At 41.2% G+C, this 20,766-nt stretch carries 21 protein-coding genes; 9 read left to right on the top strand and 12 right to left on the bottom strand.

Annotated elements, in window-relative coordinates; translation table 11 throughout:
• Positions 1–144: 144 nt before the first annotated feature.
• The 4 genes from rlmD to UP17_RS02780 all read right to left on the bottom strand — a co-directional run bounded on the left by rlmD (position 145) and on the right by UP17_RS02780 (position 3,807).
• The gene (gene rlmD / locus UP17_RS02795) at positions 145–1,533 is read right to left on the bottom strand and encodes a 23S rRNA (uracil(1939)-C(5))-methyltransferase RlmD (protein ID WP_061461533.1); all 1,389 of its coding nucleotides are present in this window, start codon (positions 1,531–1,533) and stop codon (positions 145–147) included.
• Complete coding sequence (locus UP17_RS02790) at positions 1,530–2,414, bottom strand: DNA-3-methyladenine glycosylase family protein (protein WP_061461531.1); 885 nt, start codon at positions 2,412–2,414, stop codon at positions 1,530–1,532. Before UP17_RS02790 ends, rlmD begins: the two co-directional genes overlap by 4 nt.
• A 122-nt stretch (positions 2,415–2,536) precedes the next feature.
• On the bottom strand, positions 2,537–3,322 hold the full coding sequence (gene pdaA / locus UP17_RS02785; RefSeq protein WP_061461529.1) for a delta-lactam-biosynthetic de-N-acetylase: 786 nt from the start codon (positions 3,320–3,322) through the stop codon (positions 2,537–2,539).
• Positions 3,323–3,621: 299 nt separating this feature from the next.
• On the bottom strand, positions 3,622–3,807 hold the full coding sequence (locus tag UP17_RS02780) for a hypothetical protein (protein ID WP_061461527.1): 186 nt from the start codon (positions 3,805–3,807) through the stop codon (positions 3,622–3,624).
• Positions 3,808–3,918: 111 nt separating this feature from the next.
• Here UP17_RS02780 and UP17_RS28175 point away from each other — a divergent pair, with 111 nt between their 5' ends.
• Complete coding sequence (locus UP17_RS28175) at positions 3,919–4,056, top strand: hypothetical protein (RefSeq protein WP_167555963.1); 138 nt, start codon at positions 3,919–3,921, stop codon at positions 4,054–4,056.
• A 52-nt stretch (positions 4,057–4,108) separates the two neighbouring features.
• Here UP17_RS28175 and UP17_RS02775 read toward each other — a convergent pair whose 3' ends face one another.
• Positions 4,109–5,677, bottom strand: coding sequence for a fumarate hydratase (locus UP17_RS02775; RefSeq protein WP_061461525.1), 1,569 nt, complete (start codon positions 5,675–5,677; stop codon positions 4,109–4,111).
• A gap of 320 nt (positions 5,678–5,997) precedes the next feature.
• Positions 5,998–6,183 (bottom strand): SE1561 family protein, encoded by a 186-nt coding sequence (locus tag UP17_RS02770; RefSeq protein ID WP_061461523.1) that lies wholly within the window; start codon positions 6,181–6,183, stop codon positions 5,998–6,000.
• 149 nt (positions 6,184–6,332) lie between these two features.
• On the opposite strand from UP17_RS02770, the gene yfkAB reads away from it, so the two are divergent.
• Complete coding sequence (gene yfkAB / locus UP17_RS02765) at positions 6,333–7,460, top strand: radical SAM/CxCxxxxC motif protein YfkAB (protein WP_061461521.1); 1,128 nt, start codon at positions 6,333–6,335, stop codon at positions 7,458–7,460.
• A gap of 33 nt (positions 7,461–7,493) precedes the next feature.
• Here yfkAB and UP17_RS02760 read toward each other — a convergent pair whose 3' ends face one another.
• Positions 7,494–8,306 carry a YfkD famly protein gene (locus tag UP17_RS02760; RefSeq protein ID WP_061461519.1) on the bottom strand — a complete coding sequence of 271 codons (813 nt, stop codon included), beginning with the start codon at positions 8,304–8,306 and terminating at the stop codon, positions 7,494–7,496.
• Between the two features lie 459 nt (positions 8,307–8,765).
• Positions 8,766–9,824, bottom strand: coding sequence for a calcium/proton exchanger (gene cax / locus UP17_RS02755; protein ID WP_061465948.1), 1,059 nt, complete (start codon positions 9,822–9,824; stop codon positions 8,766–8,768).
• A gap of 187 nt (positions 9,825–10,011) precedes the next feature.
• Here cax and UP17_RS02750 point away from each other — a divergent pair, with 187 nt between their 5' ends.
• From UP17_RS02750 to UP17_RS02740, 3 genes are all read left to right on the top strand, one after another.
• Positions 10,012–11,178: an MFS transporter gene (locus tag UP17_RS02750; RefSeq protein ID WP_061461517.1), complete on the top strand. Its 1,167-nt coding sequence runs from the start codon at positions 10,012–10,014 to the stop codon at positions 11,176–11,178.
• Between the two features lie 333 nt (positions 11,179–11,511).
• On the top strand, positions 11,512–13,431 hold the full coding sequence (locus tag UP17_RS02745; protein WP_061461515.1) for a heavy metal translocating P-type ATPase: 1,920 nt from the start codon (positions 11,512–11,514) through the stop codon (positions 13,429–13,431).
• Positions 13,432–13,734: 303 nt separating this feature from the next.
• On the top strand, positions 13,735–15,093 hold the full coding sequence (locus tag UP17_RS02740) for an IS1182 family transposase (protein ID WP_061461513.1): 1,359 nt from the start codon (positions 13,735–13,737) through the stop codon (positions 15,091–15,093).
• A gap of 334 nt (positions 15,094–15,427) precedes the next feature.
• Here the strand turns inward: UP17_RS02740 and UP17_RS02735 are convergent, their stop codons facing one another.
• On the bottom strand, positions 15,428–16,267 hold the full coding sequence (locus tag UP17_RS02735; protein WP_061461511.1) for a YihY/virulence factor BrkB family protein: 840 nt from the start codon (positions 16,265–16,267) through the stop codon (positions 15,428–15,430).
• 16 nt (positions 16,268–16,283) lie between these two features.
• Positions 16,284–16,682, bottom strand: a complete 399-nt coding sequence (locus tag UP17_RS02730; protein WP_061461509.1) for a YtxH domain-containing protein — start codon at positions 16,680–16,682, stop codon at positions 16,284–16,286.
• Positions 16,683–16,912: 230 nt separating this feature from the next.
• On the opposite strand from UP17_RS02730, the gene UP17_RS02725 reads away from it, so the two are divergent.
• From UP17_RS02725 to UP17_RS02710, 4 genes are all read left to right on the top strand, one after another.
• Positions 16,913–17,137, top strand: a complete 225-nt coding sequence (locus UP17_RS02725; protein WP_061461507.1) for a DUF1128 domain-containing protein — start codon at positions 16,913–16,915, stop codon at positions 17,135–17,137.
• A 102-nt stretch (positions 17,138–17,239) separates the two neighbouring features.
• Positions 17,240–18,505, top strand: a complete 1,266-nt coding sequence (locus tag UP17_RS02720; RefSeq protein WP_061461505.1) for a molybdopterin molybdotransferase MoeA — start codon at positions 17,240–17,242, stop codon at positions 18,503–18,505.
• Positions 18,493–19,008, top strand: coding sequence for a molybdopterin-guanine dinucleotide biosynthesis protein B (gene mobB, locus UP17_RS02715; RefSeq protein WP_061461503.1), 516 nt, complete (start codon positions 18,493–18,495; stop codon positions 19,006–19,008). The genes UP17_RS02720 and mobB overlap by 13 nt, the downstream gene beginning before the upstream one ends.
• A gap of 11 nt (positions 19,009–19,019) precedes the next feature.
• Positions 19,020–19,262, top strand: a complete 243-nt coding sequence (locus tag UP17_RS02710) for a DUF2164 domain-containing protein (RefSeq protein ID WP_061461502.1) — start codon at positions 19,020–19,022, stop codon at positions 19,260–19,262.
• A gap of 41 nt (positions 19,263–19,303) precedes the next feature.
• Here UP17_RS02710 and map read toward each other — a convergent pair whose 3' ends face one another.
• Positions 19,304–20,050, bottom strand: a complete 747-nt coding sequence (gene map, locus UP17_RS02705) for a type I methionyl aminopeptidase (RefSeq protein WP_061461499.1) — start codon at positions 20,048–20,050, stop codon at positions 19,304–19,306.
• 115 nt (positions 20,051–20,165) lie between these two features.
• Positions 20,166–20,681, bottom strand: a complete 516-nt coding sequence (locus UP17_RS02700; RefSeq protein ID WP_061461498.1) for a type 1 glutamine amidotransferase domain-containing protein — start codon at positions 20,679–20,681, stop codon at positions 20,166–20,168.
• Between the last annotated feature and the right edge of the window lie 85 nt (positions 20,682–20,766).

The following is a 20,766-nucleotide window of genomic DNA, read 5'->3' as shown; positions in this document are numbered from 1 at the left end:
ATAACTTATTATCAAACGCAAGTACATTTGGACATTTATAATTTGTGAAAAACTACCTTCTTACATCCTGGCGATATTCATATTCAATATAAATTTGTTAATCCGTTACAAATAGAATAAGGAAAAGGCAACTCCCGTATAGGGTTAGTTGCCTTCTTTTAAAATGAGTTGCGAGACACACTCCACATGGCTCGTCTGCGGGAACATATCCACAGGCTGCATGGATTCAACTTCGTATAATGCGCTCAATTCTTGAAGGTCCTTCGCCAATGTAGACGGATTGCAAGATACGTACACTATGGTTTTCGGTTTAACTTTCAAGATGGTCTGCAGTAAGGATTGGTCACAGCCGGATCTTGGTGGATCGACGACCAGCACGTCCGGTTTCCAGCCTTCTTTGGTCCAGCGTGGCAGGATATTCTCGGCTTTGCCTGTTTCATAATGCATGTTGGTGCGTTTGTGCCTGATGGCATTTTTCTTGGCGTCTTCAATGGATTCTTTGATGACGTCCATTCCGCGAACCTCTTTTGCATTTTCAGACAGCCAAAGTCCGATAGTGCCTACACCGCAATAAGCATCTACGACTTTTTCAGTGCCGGTTAGGGCTGCGGCTTTTTTCACTTCGTCATACATGCGTACTGTTTGGACCGGATTAAGCTGGAAGAAAGTACGGGCCGATAGTTCGTATGATAGGTCACCCAATGTTTCATTGATGACTTTTTCGCCTGCAAGGTGAATCGTCTTTTCGCCAAAAATAAGTGATGTGTTTTGATTATTAATATTTTGAACGACCGATTTCACTTCCGGCAGTTGGTCACGAATTTGTTTAAGCAATTGATCTTTTTGTGGAATTTCCTCCGCTCCTGTAACAAGGACAACCTGTACTTCGCCTGTTTCAAAGCCGACTCTTGTAATGACTGTACGGATCACACCTTTTCTCTTTCTTTCATTATAGATCGAGATATTCAGGTTCTTTAGAATCTTCTTCACCGTACGTGTTACTTTATTAGTAGCCTTGTGCTGTACAAGACAGTTGGGAATATCGATCAAGTTATGGGAGTTTAAGCCGTAAAGACCGGCAATCAATTTGCCATCTTTCTGACCGACTTGGTACTGACTTTTGTTGCGGTAGTTCCAAGGATCTTCCATGCCGATCGTTTCTTTTATATTTAATGAAGAAAGCGGGAATTTAGTATGACGTTCCATTGCTTGAATGACGATATCGCGTTTTTCAATAAGCTGCTGGTCATAGCTTAAATGCTGTAACTGACATCCTCCGCATTCAGCATAAACCGGACATGGAGCTGCAATGCGGTGCGGTGATTCTTTCCGGATGGTTTTTATTTTTGCTTCAGAAAAGTTGGGCTGTACTTTTGTTATTAAAGCTACTATTTCTTCACCTGGTAATGCTCCTGGGACGAAGACGACTTTCTTTTTGAAATAACCGACTCCCTCCCCGTTAATGCCAAGCCGTTTAATGGTAAGGGGAAGCGTTTGATCCACTTCTAGTTTTGTATCTTGAATGTTTGTCATTTCTTTTCACTCCGTTTTTCAATGCTTCTCCACAAATAGAGGGAAGCGTAGCTTAGATATGGAGCCCATTTCACACTATAGGTTTCCATTTCTTCTTGGGTTGGCTTTTGCGGTAAGCCATATAATTTTTTCAAGGCATTTTGAATGCCAATATCGGCTTTTGGAAACAGATTCGGTCGGCCGAGTCCAAAAAGCAGGAAGTTTTCAGCCGTCCATCTACCGATACCGCGTATTTTTATTAGTGTATCCTTAACATCTTGATCGGATAACTTGTCCATTATATCAAGATTGAGATGGCCCTGAATGATTTGCTCGGAAAGTCCGATGACGTATTCCGCTTTTCGGCCACTGAATTGAATGGCTCTTAATTGCTCGATTTTAAGTTGGGCGGTTGTTTCCGATGTCGGATAAAACCAGGCACCTTCTATCTGGTATCCGAATGTTTTAACGAATCGTTCCGTGAGCGTATGTGCAAAAGATAAATTCAATTGCTGATGTATGATGCATTTGACGAGGCAACTGTAGTAATCGAAGTCCAAGACTATGGCTGTACCGCGGTGCTCTTCGAAGATTCCCCTTAAATCTGATTCCCGGAAATGCCGGGAAACGCCTTCTAATGGCTGATGCCAATGAAAAACCTTTTTTAACCGTTCGATTGCTTTTGACTTGTAAACCTCTGAATGACCTTTGATGATGAAAGATGGTTCATCGATATTTCCTATTGCCTGAACCTGCAAAACGATTGGTTCTCTTTCTATATATAGCGGAACTTTTACCGTCCTGTTAGTAAAATCAACTACCTGAAGTGGGTCTAACGATAATCGTTCGAGAACAAGATCGAAATTATAGGGTCCTTGAACCTGTAATTTTTCTGTCCACACAAGCGATCCATCCTTTAGCAGTTTTCCACGTATTATAGCATGTTTCCAGGAATATTACTTGAAATTGAAGAGAATGGATAAAAGCGGGACCTGAATTATCATTACAGGACCCGCTTTTTATTTTAATAAAGCATTCGGTTCGGCAATTGTTTCTCAATCATTAAATCATCAAGGCTACTGAATTTGTACCCCTGTTTTTCAAGATCCGTCAGAATCGAGTCGAGTGCTTCCGCATTATCTTTTGATACGGTATGCAGTAATAATATCGCCCCGGGATGAATCTGCTTAAGCACTTCATCGTGAGCGAACGCGGCACCCTTTTGTTGGTCAACAATCCAGTCTTTATATGCAAGCGACCAGAAAATGTGGTAATATCCTTCTTTTTGTGCGACTTTCATTGTTCTCTCATTGAATATACCACGCGGCGGCCTAAGGTAGTTCATTCCCTGTTGACCGGTTAATTTTTCCGTCGCTTTTTTAACCCTCTCCAGTTCAGTGCGAATTACATTATCCGTCACACTGGTCATATCAGGATGGTTCCAAGAATGATTCCCGACGATATGTCCTTCATTCGCCATACGGACAACAAGCTCAGGTGCCGTTTTTAAATAATGACCCGTGACGAAAAAAGCCCCAGGAGCCTTATGTTTCTTCAGAACATCCAGAATCTGCGCCGTGTACCCATTTTCATAACCGTTATCAAACGTTAAGTATATATCTTTTTTCTTTGTATCCCCTTTATAAATCGCCTCATATTTAGGCAGCATCTCATTGAAGTTTTTACCAGCATCGGCAGGTGTCCCATTTTTCCCTTTATTGAAGCCCCAGTTATAGGATTCTGCAAAAGCTGGACTTGCCAAAGAGCATATCAAGCATATAAAAGCGGATAAAATCACGTTTTTTTTCATTAGAATATCCCCCATGTTCTTTTTTCTTAGTGTTTGGAACATAGAGATTTATATGCATGATATTGTGAAGGTCGAATCTCGCTCCGTGGGGGATTAATTCCCCTTGGGTTGAATTATTGTTCCGTGGGTCGAATTAGTTCCGCTTTAGGTCGATTTTTCGCTCCGTGGGTCGAATTAGTTCCGATTTAGGTCGATTTATCCAGTTGGAGGATGATTTCTGCTGCACTAGGCTGAATTATAACCTTAACCCCACACAAAAAAAGGCCTTTCCTCCGAAAAGGATTGGCCCCTCTGTTTGTTTATCCTTTAAATAGCGCCTGTGCAGCCTTCCAAATAATAGTGATGGCGAAAATGAGAACGATTACAATTCCGATTACGTCTAGGAATGTTTCAAGACCGGAGAAAATAGTGTTTGCCACAGGAAGGTGGATGAAAGCAAAACCGGATAACATGGCGATAAAGAATAAGAAGTAGCTATTCTGCATGAAAATCCCCCCTTTCTCTTCTAATATATGTGCGGCCGTTCCAAAAGATTGTACTTTTATGAGGTAATTATCGCCTTTTTTTTCATATACATTTATCAAGGGGGGAATGAAATGCTGGAATGGGTTATCACGTTAGGCTTTGTTGGTTGTCTTGGTTTAGGTGGTGGAGTGTTTATTCATTTTGTGAAAAGTGGATTGAATTTAAAGGATTCATCGAGGATTGACCCACTTCCGAAAATCGACGAGTGAGTAAGATATGCAAAAGACGCTCTACCGATTGGTGAGCGTCTTTTACCATACATTATTTAAATACTGGTTCTTTGAATTGTGCCAATTTTTCCAATGAAGATTGCTGAACATCTTTATGGAGGCTGTTTCCATGTGAATCCATGGTAACAACTGCTGTAAATCCTTCAACGTTCAAATGCCACATTGCTTCTGGAATACCAAATTCAGTGAAGTTAACACCTTCGACGGATTTGATGCAGTCTGCATAATATTGAGCAGCCCCGCCGATTGCGTTTAGATAAACGCCGCCATGTTCACTTAGTGCTTCTAATGTTTTCGGTCCCATTCCGCCTTTACCGATGACTGCACGTATGCCGAATCGTTTCATGATATCTCCTTGGTATGGTTCTTCACGAATACTTGTTGTTGGTCCCGCAGCCTTCACATGCCATTTTCCTTCTTCGTCCTTCAGCATAACTGGTCCACAGTGATAAATGACTTGTCCGTCTAGGTCGATTGGTGCAGGATTTTCAGATAAGTGCTTATGGATAGCGTCACGGCCCGTATATATTCTGCCGTTAATATGAACTACGTCACCAACTTTTAATTCACGGATTTGTTCTTCCGTGATCGGTGCTTGTAGGGTGATTTCACGGGAAGCTTCAACGTCAGATTCTACAGCGGCTGCCACTTCTTCCTTCGCTGCTTTTTCTTCTTCTAGAGCAAAGTCGATTTTCTCGCCTTCTTGGTATAACCACTCATTGATTTCTCCTGTTTCGGGATTCACTTTCACACCTAAACGGCGGAAAGCCCAGCAGTTGTAAGCAACGGAGACGAAAAAGCTTGCAGGAATACGGTGCATGACACCGATTTTACATCCAAGCAATGTGGTTTCGCCGCCAAATCCCATCGTGCCGATTCCCAATTCATTAGCTGTCTTCATGATGTAATCTTCAAGATTACGAAGATCTTCATTCGGATTCACATCTTCATTACTGCGGAAAAGTTGAGCCTTAGCCAGATCATATCCGGATGAACGGTCCCCTCCAATACCAACGCCGATAAAGCCGGCACTGCATCCTTGTCCTTGTGCTTGGTAGACAGAGTGTAGGACACATTTACGGATTCCGTCCAAATCACGGCCCGCTTTCCCCAATCCTTCAAGCTCCATAGGCAGACTGTATTGAATGTTTTTATTTTCACAGCCGCCTCCTTTTAAGATGAGACGAACATCAATGTAGTCTTTTTCCCATTGATCGAATTTCATGACAGGAAGACCTTCCCCAAGATTATCCCCGCTATTTTCACCCGATAAAGAATCAACTGCGTTTGGACGAAGTTTTCCGCCTTTTGTCGCTAAAATGATCGCATTACGGATTGCGTCTTTTATTTCAAGTTGGTTCACGCCAACTGGAGTTTTAATTTTGAAAGTCGGCAGACCAGTATCCTGACAAATCGGTGATACATTATCGTCAGCCATTGTAATATTATTCGTGATGGTGGCCAAGCTCAACGCTGAACGAGTGCCTGCATTTTCACGTTGTTTTGCGCTTTTTACCGCACGACGAACATCCTTTGGAAGATTCGTTGAAGTTTCAACGATAAGACTGTACATACTTTCTTGGAATTTTTGAATATCCAAATTTCTCTTCCCCCTCTTATTTCCCCTAGATTTAATCATTTCCCTGCTTCTCTATAAAGAGCGAATGATACAACACCCGTTTTATTATACATCTAACATAATCTTTCGAAAACAAGTAATTATTTTTCTTAATGAAAAGCAATTTGAAGAGGAATGTTCAAGCCGCAAAGAATAAGCCCATGGGTAAAATGTCATCACCAATCTTTACCTATTTATGATGAACGCAATCAAGCATTATATATAAAAAAGGGAAGACGCAGGTTGCTCGTCATCCCTTCATGAATATTAACATTGAAAAAATCATACTATCGAAACAGATATTATTCTTTGTGGGTTTTGAATTGTTCAACTTTGCCTTCCAAATCATCTATCATGCCGATTAAGCGGTCTATATCTTCCAATTCAGTATTTTCCGGTTCGATATGATCAAGAACCTCCATGAACATCGTGAGGCGTTCTTTTAAGTATGTTAATTGTTCGTTTTTACCTGTAATGGATTTTCCCATGAGGCACTCTCCTTCCGTTCTTCTTTCATCGTAACGAAATCTGCTTGAAAGTGCAATGGCAAGCTAAAATGCAGCTCTCCGCTATTTGACAATTTTTGTCCCCATTGTTCATAATGGGTTAGTGCATTATTACGTAAGGAGTTTTAAACATGTCAATAATCAAGCAATATCTTTTAACACCAATTACACCCAAGTATGATCCTTGGGAAGCATATATGGACGTTGAACAATATGGAAAACTCTGCTTGACCAATGTGGAGTTCACTACCACCACCCTTTGCAATATGCGTTGCGAACATTGTGCTGTCGGTTACACACTTCAACCTAAGGATCCGGATGCTCTGCCTTTGGAATTACTGATTCGGCGCCTTGATGAGATTCCTTTGCTTCGCTCGCTCAGCATCACTGGCGGGGAACCGATGCTATCTAGGAAACAAGTGAAGAATTATGTTTTACCTTTATTGAAATATGCCCGTAGCCGTGGGGTCCGCACACAAATCAATTCCAATTTGACCCTTGACTTGGAACGGTACGAGGAAATCATTCCTTATTTGGATGTCCTGCACATTTCCCATAACTGGGGAACGATCGATGAATTCATTGATATAGGCTTCGCCATGATGGACCGAAAACCATCACGGGAACAGCGAAAGAAGTTATTTGATAAAATGATCGAAAATTCCCGTGCCCTGACAAAAGCTGGTGTGCTGGTTTCTGCAGAAACAATGCTTAATAAACGCACATTGCCGCATCTTGAGCATATTCACAGACAAATCGTCGATGAAATGGGATGCCAAAGACATGAAATTCATCCGATGTATCCAAGCGATTTCGCTTCGGCACTTGAAACGTTATCATTGGATAATATGCGTGAAGCGATTCATCATTTGCTTGATATCCGTGATGAAAATGTATGGATGCTTTTTGGTACCCTGCCATTCTATCCTTGCAATAACGCTAAAGAGGATATAGAGCTGCTTCAACGCCTGTATGGTTCACATAAAGTGACGGTTCGAAATGACCCTGATGGACGTTCCAGGTTGAACGTCAATATTTTCACTGGGGAAGTGATCGTGACCGATTTCGGGGACGCACCTACATTGGGAAATATCATTGATTCGCCATTGACCGAATCGTATGACACATGGATGAATTCGAAACTGGCCAATGAATTGAACTGCCACTGCCCGGCAGTCAAATGTCTAGGCCCGAATGTTCTCGTCAAAAATGCATACTACCCGATGGAAGACTTCAGGATCAGAAAGTCTTCCATATAAAGAAAAACTCGCCAATCCGGCGAGTTTTTCTTTTTACCTAGGTTGCTGAGAGACTGTAAAGCTGAAGGAAACATGGTCCTGAACCGGTATCCATGCACCGATGCCTTGAGAAGTGATGTTCTTGATCGTTATGGTTCGCTTATTTCCTTTTAGGTTCAAATATACTTCCCCATATGTGACCTTTCCTTTTTCATTGACTGCAGAAGCATAACTGGATAAGTAACCAATCCTATTTGAAGCAACATTGTATACCTCATCTTTTTTCGTACCAGCTCCGATGATTGTTTCGAAAGCCAATGGCAAATTGGTTTTTTCTGTGGCTTTTAACAGCATCATCTTTTGAACATCCTCTGCCTTAGGGATTTTCGCGGTAAGACCGCCGCTCACTGCCTTCTGACTCTCCTGGATGTAACGGATCCTGTATGGAACTTCACCGCCGCGATTATCATAGTAATTCATATTGATCTTTTGGTATTCCCAGTTTGGGGCCGTTTCCGAAGACTCATAATTCAATGCCCAATGACCAAGGTATATGGTCGCCCTGTAACCAAAAGCAAGCGGAGCCTTTGCAATTGCTGATTCATTCAACATATGAATGAGTTCTGGATTTTCAATCTTTATATCCGACGAGCCGATCAATTGTTTGGCAAACTTACTCGGCTGCAGCATCGGAAGATCCTGAGTCGGGTTCGGATACGTATTCTCCTTTGCAATATTCAATACGGAAGGCGGGATATTCACCTTATTCGGAGTTGCTTTATCTCCTGGTTTATTGGCTGCAAAACTTACATTCGCCTGAATGAAGGCAATTAGGGCAATCATCGTAATAAGAATAATTCTTTTCATGCTGTCGCACTCCTTTTGAGGGGTTCAATCATTTTGTTTATAGATTTTGTTTTTAGCCAACATTCTATACATTTCATTCTGCTGTCGAATTTGTAATATATTTTTAAAGTTCAGAATATTTACTTTTTAATTGGAATCGGTTATACTTAATTTACATTATAAAAAGGAGGCGAAATCGTTCATACCTATTACACTCTCAGGGGGTATGCTTATCGAACAATCCATGACACCCTTTTAAAGGATGACAGAAAACGAATTCGCCCATACTTAAATCTGATGTAAAAGGATGGTGTAACACTCTAGAATATTTTCTCAACTTTTACAAAAGCATGATGAAAAATTTTGGAAACTTATGAATGGTAATTTACTAATATAGAAATGACTCTGCTAAATCTAACCTGAGCAGAGTCATTTTTATTTATATAAAAGAAGACCTTCCGCATTGGAAGGCCTGCATTATTATAATAAGTAAAATCCAATCCCCATGATGAAGTAGGCAGCCAATAGGGTAAGGCCTTCAAACCAGTTCGTTTCCCCGTCATTCGAAATCATGATCATCAGAAAGACTGCTGAAACCATTGAAATCAGCTCTGGCCATGTGAAAATAAGCGGCATATGAGTTGGATACATTAACGAAATCAATACGAGTACAGGAGCTACGAACATCGCTACTTGAAGTGTGGAACCAACGGCAATCTCCACAGCGACATCCATTTTATTTTTATAGGCCATTATGACGGCGGACGCATGCTCTGCCGCGTTACCCACGATCGCAACGATAATGACACCGATGAATAACTCTGTCCATCCGAAGGTTTCCCCCACTTCGCTGAAGGTATGTACAAGCTTCTCCGATACGAACGCAACAGCCAAAGTAGCGGCAGCAAGTATTATAATTGCCTTTTTCTTACTCCATTCCGGTTCTTCCTCTTCATGTTCCTTGGTTTTCTGGTTATGCTGATATACCCCGCGGTGAGTAACCAATTTAAAGAATAATGCAGCAAGATATAATAAGATCAAAATGATGGAAATTCCGACACTTAACGACATCGTACTTGACTCACTCATGTTTTGTGTGAATACTTCCGGTATGACGAAGGCTACAATAACTGCAAATATTAACAGCCCGGCATTATGCCTGGCATCAAAAACATTAAATTTCTGCCGTTTGTATTTGGTCCCTCCGATGAAGAACGAAAGGCCAGCCACCAACAATAAGTTTCCTAAAACGGAACCAGTCAAAGACGCCAATACAACACCAACCAGCCCCGCCTTTAACGAAAAGACCGATATGATCAATTCAACTGCATTACCAAAGGTTGCATTCAAAAGACCGCCAATCCTTGGTCCCATAACAATCGCTAAGCTTTCAGTCGCCCTGCCCATGAAGCCTGCAAGCGCGACGATTGTTAAGCAATATACTATGAACATGATTACGCTCGGCCAATGCAATAAAGACCCAAGGACAGATAATGGGACGCCTAATAGTACAAGCCCCAAAAATATTTTATTCACGATACTTCTCCTCACAATCCTATAGTTCTTTTCATATAACAAAAACTATCATACATAAACTTCGGGCAAAGACAAAGGAAAATTTTTCACCGCTCCTCTTCTTGTCAATATTTACCCAAATCCCTATTGCTTAATCCTCTTTCTAAGATGTAACATCAAAATTGTACAATTTCTTAGGAGACATGATTTTATGAATAATAAACTGCTTTTAAGTGTTTTAATCTTTATTGTCGGCATATCAGGTTTTTCTCAAGGAATGCTTCTGCCGATCATTGCCATCATTTTTGAAAATGACGGAATTAGTTCATCCTTAAACGGGTTTCATGCCGCCTCCCTTTATATTGGGATTCTGTTGATTTCTCCTTTTATGGAAGCGCCACTCCGTAAATATGGGTATAAGCCATTGATATTATTTGGCGGGATAACGGTCATTCTCTCTCTTGCATTATTTCCTGTTTGGAAATCATTCTGGTTTTGGTTCGTACTACGTTTCTTCATTGGAATCGGCGATCATACACTCCACTTTGCTACCCAAACATGGATCACTGCCATTTCACCAATAGCGAAGCGCGGTAGAAATCTCGCTATTTACGGACTTTTCTTCAGTCTTGGCTTCATGGTTGGCCCGCTAATGACGAAGCTTCTCGAGATTAATCAGTCTTTGCCTTTCATCTTTACATCCATACTCAGTCTTCTTACTTGGTTAACTGTTTTCCTTATTAGAAATGAGCTTCCTGAACAGGATGAATCTGAAAACACATCATTTCTGGGCACACTTAAAAGGTTTACGAAGGTGAGCCGCATAGCTTGGGTCGCTTTTTTACTTCCTTTCACTTTTGGCGTGCTCGAAGCATCATTGAATAGCAACTTTCCAGTTTTCGCCCTGCGCTCCGGAATCGATTTAACTGCGGTATCCATTATAATTCCGGCATTTTCAGGCGGAACCCTGCTTACACAGATTCCCCTGGGAATGATCAGTGATCGCTTTGGCCGGCGAAAAACCTTGCTGACTATCCTCTTTTCGGGCTTTACCATATTTTCTCTAGCAGGGATTTATTCTTATTCAGTGCTTGGACTATTCATCTGCTTCATGCTTGGAGGTATGATGGTTGGTTCGACTTTCTCTCTGGGAATCAGTTATATGGCAGATCTGTTACCTCGAAACCTTTTACCAGCAGGAAATTTATTATGCAGTATTTTCTATAGTCTGGGCAGCATCGGCGGTCCATTCTTTGGCGGCCTTGTAATAGATCATGTACACAGTGGGAATTTTTTTCATATGATAAGTATCATGCTTTTCCTTGTCTTTATTTCATTGGCCTTTTTTAAGGAGAAACTGCCTGCATCTGTTATGTAATATAGTTTATTATCTGGACAATTCCATTTATTATTCAATTTGCATGGTATTTACAATAGCCCTTGTATATTGAAATAACTGGCATTTTATATTTTTTACTAGATTAGAATCATTCTTCTTTATTTTTGAATAGGATATGTGGTAATATAATATTAACAAAAGGGACATCACGTTAATAAATCTTTGTAATCATTGCTGTCATCGCAATTACGATGGCAGCTTTCATATTTTATCCAGAGAAATGACGTTGATTATCTTTCTCAATTAGATATTATACAAATGATAATCCATATCATTTACACAAAAATAGAAAAGAATTTGGGAGGGAATCTTATGACTACAGATACTAAACATTTAACCCAACCGGCTACATGCAAAACCTCTTGGTTGGAAAAGGCAAAACCTCATTTAGAACTTATTGCTGCATTATTCAGCGGTTTATTAATAGTTTTGGGCTGGGCTCTTTCAAAGAACGGAATGGAGTCCACTTCCATAGTCATATACTTAGCCTCTTTCCTGATTGGCGGATACGCCAAGGCAAAAGAAGGCATAGAAGATACGATTGCCGACCGGGAATTGAATGTTGAGATGCTGATGATTTTTGCCGCCATCGGTTCTGCGATTATCGGATACTGGACGGAAGGTGCCATATTGATTTTCATCTTCGCTTTAAGCGGTGCGCTTGAGACATACACGATGAATAAAAGCCATAAAGAGATTTCGGCGCTTATGGACTTACAGCCAGAAGAAGCGCTGCGCATCACTAAAGGATATGAAGAGACCGTATCCGTTTCCCATTTGCTTGTCGGGGATTTGATTTTAGTGAAACCAGGTGAGAGAGTTCCTTCTGATGGAAAAATCACGGACGGCCGTACCAATCTAGATGAAGCGGCCATCACTGGTGAATCCATACCAGTCAGCAAATCCTTGGATGATGAAGTTTTTGCGGGAACGGTTAATCTCCGTGGGACGATTACCGTGGAAATTACCAAACCAGCAAGTGAAACATTATTTCAAAAAATAATCACTCTCGTTCAATCCGCACAAAGCGAAAAGTCCCCTTCCCAGCTGTTCATTGAACGGTTTGAAGGGACTTATGTAAAAGTCGTATTGACAGTTGTCGGCTTGATGATGTTCGTACCACATTTCATATTGGGCTGGAGCTGGACCGAAACATTCTACAGAGCGATGATCCTGCTCGTTGTCGCTTCTCCTTGTGCCCTTGTGGCATCAATAATGCCAGCTACACTTTCTGCCATTTCAAATGGCGCCCGCCATGGCATTTTATTTAAAGGCGGCATCCATCTTGAGAATCTAGGAAATCTACAGGCTATTGCCCTAGATAAAACCGGAACACTGACAAAAGGTAAACCAGAGGTAACGGATGTTATTATCCGCGAAGATTTAAGCGAAGAAGATTTCTTATTTCATGTTGCTTCTGTTGAAAATTATTCAAACCACCCTTTGGCAACATCAATCGTACGTTATGCTAAAACGAAGTTGCAAAAGGACATCATTAAACCGGATAACATGGAAGATATCTCAGGTAATGGGGTTCAAGCTTATTTCAAAGGCATGCTTTGGCAAGTCGGAAAAGCTGGTTTCGTCGGCCGGAGCGAAGCCGAACGATTCAAAAACGGCATTGCGCTGACATTTGCTGAACAAGGCAAGACAATTGTTTATGCTAAAGATGATCTTGGGATTGCCGGTATAATCACTTTGAAAGATGTCGTGCGTGAAGAAGCGATCGTTGCCATCGAAGCTTTGAAAAATGAGGGGATCCATACCGTCATGCTGACAGGTGATGGTGAAAAAACCGCTAAAGCGATTGCGTCGGAGACCCATATTGATGCATATATTGCCGAGTGCCTACCTGAAACCAAAGTGAATGAAGTGAAAAAGCTGAAAGAAAATTTTGGTACAGTAGCAATGGTTGGGGATGGCATCAATGATGCACCTGCACTGGCAACAGCTTCCGTTGGAATTGCAATGGGTGAAGGCACGGATGTTGCCTTGGAGACAGCTGATGTTGTTCTGATGAAGAATGACCTCCCGCGTATCGCGGAAGCCGTCAAATTATCCAAGAAGATGAATCGAATCATCAAACAAAACGTCATTTTCTCGATCTCGGTCATCATGATTCTGATAGCATCCAATTTCCTTCAATTCCTGGACCTTCCATATGGTGTCATTGGCCATGAAGGAAGCACAATCCTTGTTATATTGAATAGCTTAAGACTTTTGAGAAACTAAAATGAAAAAGAAGGAGCCTAAAGGCTCCCTCAGACTGTAGACAAACTCTAGGAAAATCGAGTTTGTCTATTTTTTATGAGTTGTACAATTTGGCCGTTGATTTCCACTCCAGGCACTCGCTTTCCGCGGGCGGTCGGGGAGCCTCCTCGGCTTTCGCCTGCGGGGTCTCCCCTAGACGCGCTTTTCCCGCAGGAGTCTCGTACCTTCCGTTCCAATCAACTTTGTCTTATCTTTTAGATAAACACTTTTGCCCTGAGTCGCTTTTGTTTTAAAATAGAAGTATTAAAACTTGAGGTGATGAGGATGCTTTCGAAACATGATTCTATTCAGCGAGATCAACTTGAAATGATTACGTTAGATCAACTGGTGCCACCGAACCATTTGGTTCGTAAACTAGAGGCTGCCATTGACTTCACTTTCATTTATGACTTGGTGAAAGATATGTATTCAGAGGTAGGACGCCCAAGTATTGATCCAGTTATTTTAGTTAAACTGACATTCATTCAATATACCTTCGGTATTCGTTCCATGCGTAAAACGATTGAAGAAGTTGAAACTAATATGGCTTACCGTTGGTTCTTAGGCTATGGTTTCCATGATAAAGTACCTCATTTCTCTACGTTTGGGAAAAATTATGAGCGACGCTTTAAAGATACAGACCTGTTTGAACAGATTTTCTATCGCATTTTAATGACAGCTGCTAATAAAAAGTTAATAAGTGCTGAACACGTTTTCGTGGATTCCACACATGTGAAAGCCAGTGCGAATAAACGGAAATTTGAAAAGAAAATCGTTCGTAAAGAAACACGAGCGTATCAAGGGCGTCTTCAAGAAGAAATCAATCAAGATCGTGAAAACCATGGAAAGAAGCCTTTTCCATCAGATAAATTTGATAAAGAAGAGACCAAAGAGATTAAAGAAAGTACAACGGATTCTGAGAGTGGCTACTATGTGAAAGATGAACGAACAAAACAGTTTGCCTATTCATTCCACGCGGCCGTAGACCGCAACGGTTTTATATTGGGAACGATTGTAACACCTGGAAATATACATGACAGTCAGATCTTAGAGCCACTAGTTGAACAAGTGATTGAGAAAATTGGAAAACCAGAAGCCGTTGCCGCAGATGCAGCTTATAAAACACCAGCGATTACAAGCTACCTTTTTAACAAAGAAATCATACCGGCTTTACCTTATACACGTCCTCGCACCAAAGAAGGATTTTTCCGCAAACAGGACTATGTATACGATGAACATTTTGATTGTTACCTTTGTCCTTCGGGAGAGCTATTAAAGTACTCAACAACCAATAAAGAGGGCTATCGCGAGTATAAATCACCCAAACACACTTGTGCGACATGCTCATTTTTATCTCAGTGTACAGAAAGCAAAGACCATCAAAAAGTGGTGACACGGCATATTTGGCAAACACATGTGGAAGAAGCAGATCATCTGCGTCATCATCAAGATGTAAAAACTATATATGCGAAACGTAAAGAAACGATTGAGCGTGTATTCGCAGATGCAAAAGAAAAGCATGGTATGCGTTGGACAACTTTAAGGGGACTTAAAAAATTGTCGATGCAGGCGATGCTTACTTTCGCTGCCATTAATTTAAAGAAGATGGCCAATTGGACATGGGGAGGTCCAAAAATGGCCTAACATAGTGGGCTCGTAGAGCCCCAATCTCCTAACTTCAGGCAAAAATTCAAAGGGAATCTCAAAAAGGGGTTCGGAATTTTTTAATTCCGAACCCCTTTTGTCTACAAACTGAAGGAGCCTAAAAGGCTCCCTTTTTTATGTTCGTTTCATTTAATGATACCCGTTCTTACCGTTTGCTGAACCTGATGTTTTATGGTTCGATCCTTTTTTTCCTTTTTGCTTTGTGCTGCCATCCTTTTTACTCATGAAAGTACTCCCCCTCTACAAAAGTTATGTCATTTCTTGAATAGTATCTGCTTCAGGATAGTCCTCTATTACGGGAACTCCAGGAAGATCATTTACATTCTGGATTTTCCTTTTCACTTAACAGGGCATTTATTTCCCCGCCCAGTATGATGATGAGCCCAGATAAATAAAACCAGACCATTAATACGATTATTCCTCCAAGACTTCCATATGTCGCCGAATAATTAGCAAAATTCTCCACATAAAAAGAAAACAAAAGGGAAACGAGGCTCCATCCTGCCGTTGCAAAGATAGAACCAGGCAATACGGTTAGGCATTTCAGTCTTTTGTTGGGCGCAATCCAATAAAGGATCGTGAACACTATTAAAAATACAAGCGTGCTGATCACCCAGCGCAGTTGATTCCAAATGATTAGAAACTCATCGGATTGTCCAATTTCAGCAAATAGGAATACTCCGATCTGTTTTCCGAATATCGGAAGCAATAAAACGACAATAAACACAAAAATCATCGCTAAAGTGAGAAGAATCGACATTCCCCGGGAAATAAAGAAAGTTCGACTTTCTTTTACACCATATGCTTGATTAAATGCTTTAATGATTGCATTCATCCCATTCGAGGCTGACCATATGGTTCCAATGACACCAAACGACAATAAAGTACTATTCGCTTCCATCACTTCCGAGAGGTTAGCCTCAATTATTTTCATCGAACCCGCGGGTGCATATGTACTTATAGTATTTAAAATATCTTCTTGGGAAAATGGCAGATAGGCCAATAAAGTGAACAAAAAAATAAGTAAAGGAAACAGGGAAAGCAAAAAGAAATAAGACAGCTGTGCGGCAAGTCCCGACACATCATCCATCTGTAACCGTTTTATGAATGTCTTGAAGAATGAGCCTTTCAGCCATTCTTTTTTACTGGCCATACCCCCACCCCATTTTTTAATTTGAGGAAACCCGTCCTTGCGGATCCTGACTTGAAGTCGAATCTTCCGGCTCTGCAGCAAAGACTTCCTTCGTCTCTATCACCACTTGCGCAACTTGCGATGGAATATCTTTCATTTCCTCCACCTTTTGGGAAATGAATGATACATCATCAGAAATTTTTTCTACAGTGGAACGGACCTTAGATGATGTTTCACGTACTTGTGAAAGTACCCCATTGGGATTCTTCACTAATTCTTTCATATTACTCAAGCAACTTTTGCTGTTTTCCAATACCGAATAACGCGTATTTTTATCAAAAAGGCTTACTGCAGCCCCTACTAACGCCCCGATAAAGACCGCTTGCATAAATTTACTTTTCTTGGCACATTTATATTCTTCTCGAATGTTGCTCATATATTCTCCTCCTCGTCATATATTGGTTGATGATAATGGTAGCTATCTCCATTATACAATGTTTAAAAAAGTTTTTTCCTATCTTTTCCCAAACTCTCTCACTTTAAAACGCAAAGACGACAAAGTGAATTGAGGCTCAAGCTTCGTTTTCCACCCGAATATTCATTGACTTCTAGGGGTAATCATGCAAAGATGTAAATAATTTAGGAACGTATGAAAGGATGAGGGGTATGGATTTAACACAAAACACAGCCGAAAGTGTCGAGTTTATGGTTGAAGCAATTAAGGATAAATTGAAGGTGATGAACTTCGGTGCAATCAAATCAACCCATTTTGATATCGAAATGTACGAAGAACTGCACGATATTTATAAAATGGTGATGAAAAAAAACAATTTCAGTGTCCGTGAAATGGAAGCTATCGCTGAAGAACTTGGAAGACTGCGTAATAAATAACATTCAAATCCTCCCATTCCGGTGAGGATTTTTTCAATTTTTAAAGATTTCTGCTACATTTGATATAGAACTTATTGTTGAAAACAGACAGGAGTTGTAAGCATGGTAGATAGAAGAACGCCCATCAGTATCGCTGAAGCAGTGGAAAAAGTGATGAAGCATAAATTAGGAGGAGAAGTGGAGCTGATTCCCCTGGAAGAAAGTCAAGATCGTTTTTTGGCTCAAGATATTACAGCTACAAATGATGTTCCGCATTTTAATCGCTCGCCATATGATGGATTCACCCTCAGGTCCAGGGATACCGTTGAAGGTTCCATAAATAACCCACTCGAATTCGAAGTGGTCGAAGAGTTAGCTGCAGGTATGGTATCGACTATCCCCGTGCAAAAAAACCAAGTTGCAAGAATCATGACTGGAGCTCAGATGCCAGCTGGGTGTGATGCCGTAATTATGCTCGAGCTCACGAAGGAATTCGAAAAGGATGGAAAGAAGTACATATCATTTAAACGCTCACTTAAAGAAGGGGAAAATGTTTCTTTTCAAGGTGAGGACGCAAAGAAAGGGGATCTTCTTGTAAAAAAAGGAACAGCGATCAATCCAGGGATCATCGGCTTACTGGCAACATTCGGTTATGCAGAAGTCCCTGTTGCCAAAAAGCCTGTCGTCGGATTATTCGCTACTGGTTCGGAACTACTTGATGTTAATGAACCTTTGCAGCCCGGGAAGATTCGCAACAGCAATTCGTATGCCCTTTCCGCTCAAATACGGAGGGCGGGAGGAGAAGTCCGTTTTTATGGAAAGCTTAAAGATGAATTCGAATTAAGCTACGAAGCCATTTCAACAGCTTTGGAGGAAGTCGATCTACTCATTACAACTGGAGGCGTTTCCGTCGGCGATTTTGACCTTCTCCCAGATATTTATCAAAAAGTGGGAGCAGATGTCCTATTCAACAAAGTGGCCATGCGCCCTGGCAGCGTGACGACCGTAGCCGTATATAATAACAAGATTTTATTCGGTTTATCCGGTAACCCATCCGCCAGTTATGTCGGCTTTGAACTATTTGCAAGACCCATCATCCGCACCATGTTGTTTTCGGAACATCCGCATTTACGAAAAGAGACTGCTCAATTGGCAGAGGACTTCTTAAAGCCCAACCCATTCTCACGTCTGCTTCGAACCCGATTATTTTACGAATCCGGCCGGTTGAAGGTAATTCCTAGTGGTGTTGATAAATCCAATATTACAACAAGCCTGGCTGGTGCCAATTCATTGACTGTCTTACCTGGGGGGACCCGTGGCTTTCAAACTGGAGATATCGTGGACGTTCTGCTTCTCGATGACCAAGAAGGAAGCAAATGGCCTTGGTAAAACCCTTTATTTTTCAAGTGGTTGGCTACCAAAATAGAGGAAAAACGACATTCATAACGAATATAATCGAAAAGCTTCGCGCAGTAAAATTAGAAACAGCCATTTTAAAACACCATGGGCATGGCGGAAAACCAGATATCACTGGTATGAAGGATTCCCATAAACACTTTCAGGCTGGGGCAGCCGCTTCACTTGTTGAAGGAGACGGGACAATAGAATTGCTCGGCAATTTCAAGGGCGAGGCCCCTATCGCTGAGTTGATTCAATTATTGGGTCTATTTCTCCCCGATGTGATTTTAATTGAAGGTTATAAGCAAGAGGACTTTCCTAAGGTCATTATAATCAAAGAAGAGAGTGACCTCCTGCTATTGGAAAGACTTACGAATGTCAAAGCAGCGGTGGCTTGGCCTGAATGTCTGGAACGAACCAGGGATTATGCTTCAGTACCCGTCTTCCCTTTGGATTCGGATCAATTCATTCCATGGTTTTTAAAACAAATATGAAGGAGGGCACAATGTTCATTCAATTTCCCTTAGAGAAACGCCGCAAGATGATCGAACGTATCCAAGAATATGTGTATCAGGAACATGATAAGGAAATCGGTGAAATCGCTGCTGAAAATCACTTGCAATTCATTTTGGAAAACATCGCTCCCTTTATTTATAACGAAGGCATTAATGATGCGAAAAAAGTGATTGAGGACAGATTAGGCAATATTGAAGAGGATTTGTATTCATTGGAACGACCGATTGATTAAAATGAAAAAACAGCATCATAATTGATGCTGTTTTTTTACGTTCATTGTTCTGTCAGAATAAGCGGACCGTTTTTCGTGATGGCAATCGTATGCTCATATTGAGCCGAGTATTTCCCGTCTGCAGTGGAAGCCGTCCATCCATTCGCATCCCTGCTGGCTTTATATGTACCTACGTTTACCATTGGTTCGATAGTGAATACCATACCTTCTTTAAGACGCGGACCTTTATTCGGCAGCCCATAATGCGGAACTTGCGGCTCTTCATGAATGACATTTCCTATCCCATGTCCGATGAAATCACGAACGACCGAGAAGCCTTCCGCTTCGACATAGGTTTGAATGGCATGACCAATGTCACCAATCCGATTGCCTTCAACACACACTTCAATCGCCTTATATAAAGATTCCTTCGTCACATGCACTAAATGTTCAGTTTCCTTGGAAACCTTTCCGACCGTATACGTCCAGGCAGAGTCGGAAAGGGCCCCGTTATAATTGACGACCATATCAATCGTTACGATATCTCCATTTTTCAAAGGGGTCTTACGGGGGAAACCATGACAGATTTCTTCATTTATGCTGGCACATGTCGCATACTCATACCCCTTGTAACCCTTTTGTTCCGGCTTCGCTCCATGTTTTTTTAAGAATCCTTCGACAAATTCTTCTATTTCCCATGTTGTCACACCAGGAACAATCAACTTTGCAATTTCCCTATGACAAGCTGCCAAAATTTTACCCGATTCATGCATCGCTTGAATTTCACGTGCAGATTTTAATACAATCAATCGTGACACTTCCTTTTTTATTCGTCTCTCCTTTTATTTTACTGCAAAGATTGAAGTATATGAATCCTTTAAATCTTATTAAATAAAAAATCCCGGCAGCTGCCGGGATTTTTCATTATTTCAATAGATTAAGCGATTCCCGGTTAAATGCTGGAAGATCATCTGGCGTCCTGCTGGTTACAAGCTGATTGCCGCATACAACGACCTCTTTGTCCAAATATGTGGCACCTGCATACTCCATATCCACTTTAATGGATGTATATCCTGTTGCGTGGCGTCCTTCAAGTGTTTTCGCTGTAATCAGCAACTGTGGTCCATGGCAAATTGCAAATACAGGCTTTTTATCATCCATAAACGATTTGGCGAATGATGCGAAGCGTTCATCAGCACGCAGTTGATCAGGCGAGAACCCTCCGGGGATGAACAATGCATCGAAGTTCTCTGGTTTCACCGAATCGATGCTTTCATCAATCTCTACTTCTACTTCCCCTTGTTTCCCTTTAACAATTTTCCCTTTTTCCATTTCAATCGTCGTAACGGTATGGCCGGCTGCTTCAAATGCATTTGCGGGTTCACTGTACTCCGAGTCCTCAAACATATTCGTTACTAAACATGCGATATTTTTACCCATGAAAATTCATCTCCTCAATTTTTGATCGAATGAACTTACTTTGTACTTTAATTATGTTCCCTCTTGCAGCATGAATAAAACACAA

This window comes from Peribacillus simplex (assembly GCF_001578185.1).
In the GTDB taxonomy this organism is placed as follows: Bacteria; Bacillota; Bacilli; order Bacillales; family DSM-1321; genus Peribacillus; species Peribacillus simplex_A.
The sequence above is the reverse complement of the archived record's forward strand: the minus strand, read 5'-3'. Positions and strand labels throughout refer to the sequence as shown.